The 1,370-nt window shown below is 53.9% G+C and carries 1 protein-coding gene and 1 pseudogene; both read right to left on the bottom strand.

The annotated features are described in order from the left end of the window. Positions 1-518: pseudogene (locus WG8_RS27590) on the bottom strand (histidinol dehydrogenase); the annotation flags it as partial. Between the two features lie 64 nt (positions 519-582). After that, the gene (hisG, locus tag WG8_RS00745) at positions 583-1,236 is read right to left on the bottom strand and encodes an ATP phosphoribosyltransferase (protein ID WP_007428134.1); all 654 of its coding nucleotides are present in this window, start codon (positions 1,234-1,236) and stop codon (positions 583-585) included. Positions 1,237-1,370 lie beyond the last annotated feature (134 nt).

Raw genomic sequence — 1,370 nt, 5'->3', positions numbered from 1 at the left:
TCTGCCGCAGCTACCAGTGTATATGGATCAATTCCCGCCTTGCCGCCTGTTGCCGGAGGTGTCACCATGACAATCTCCGGTACACCAGCCACCTGAGCGGGAATGACATTCATCAGCACCGAGGATGGATAAGCCGCTTTACCACCCGGAACATACACGCCTACACGCTGCAATGGTCGGATAATCTGACCGAGCAGGCTACCGTCCGGCTGCCAATCCATCCACGAATTCCGTTTTTGCTTCATGTGAAAAGTACGGATATTATCCGCCGCCTCTCGAATTGCCTGTATAAAAGAAGGCTCCACCTTGTCATATGCCAACTTCAATTCTTCATCTGTCACACGAAGCTGCTCCGCCGTCAGCGATACACTATCAAACGATTCCGTATACCGCAGGACAGCTGCATCTCCCTCCTGCCGCACCGAATGAATAATGGCACGAACAGCCTCATTTTGCTCTGGTGTACCGTAATCCACCTCGCGCTGGAGACTGAATTCACGGGCTGATACGATCTTCATTTGTCCATTCCCCCTCACTTGCAGCTTGCTTTGCAGAATGCTCCTTAGCCATTGTCCTATTCCACTAGTTCGTTAAGCCCTTGGGTGTCACCGCAGTTGGAATCACCTGATGCAATCGGTCACACAACGCCTGAATCGAGCCGTTTTTCATCCGATAGCTGACCCGATTGGCAATCAGGCGACTGGTAATATCCAGAATGCTGATCTGCTCAACCAATCCGTTCTCCCGCAAGGTCTGCCCGGTTTCCACCATATCCACAATGCGGTCTGCCAGGCCGATTAAGGGCGCCAATTCGATGGAACCATTCAGCTTGATAACCTCCACCTGCTGGCCTTGCTCACGAAAATACTGGGAAGCCACGTTCGGATATTTGGTAGCGACCCGCTGGCGAATACCCGGTTGCCAATCCGGCAGAGCAATCACCGACATCCGGCAACGGGCGATTCCCAGATCCAGCAGTTCGTACACATCCTTGTTTTCCTCCAGCAATACATCCTTGCCCACAATGCCAATGTCCGCAGCCCCGTACTCCACATACGTAGGAACATCGACCGGCTTCGCCATGATGAATTCCATTCCCAGCTCAGGCAGCGGAATGACCAGCTTGCGCGTATCGTCCACATCCTGCGGAATCGGGACTCCCGCTCGGCGAAACAGCTCGGAAGCCTGCTTGTAAATCCGCCCCTTCGGCATAGCTACCTTCAATGTTTCCGTCATGGTAATTCCCTCCCTTGTACCGGTTGCCTTTCTGCGGCTGTATAGCTGTATACCTCCGCATACAAGTCCTGCTGCTGGCGCCGCTCATCCTCTGGCCCTCCCGCCAAGCCTGTAACCACAATCCGGCCGGCTGT

Source organism: Paenibacillus sp. Aloe-11, from assembly GCF_000245715.1.
GTDB classification, from domain to species: Bacteria; Bacillota; Bacilli; order Paenibacillales; family Paenibacillaceae; genus Paenibacillus; species Paenibacillus kribbensis.
The sequence above is the reverse complement of the archived record's forward strand: the minus strand, read 5'-3'. Positions and strand labels throughout refer to the sequence as shown.

What these genes read in the sequence shown, in the direction of transcription:
- hisG (WP_007428134.1), bottom strand. Translation starts at nt 1,236, where the DNA reads ATGACGGAAACATTGAAGGTAGCTATGCCGAAGGGGCGGATTTACAAG.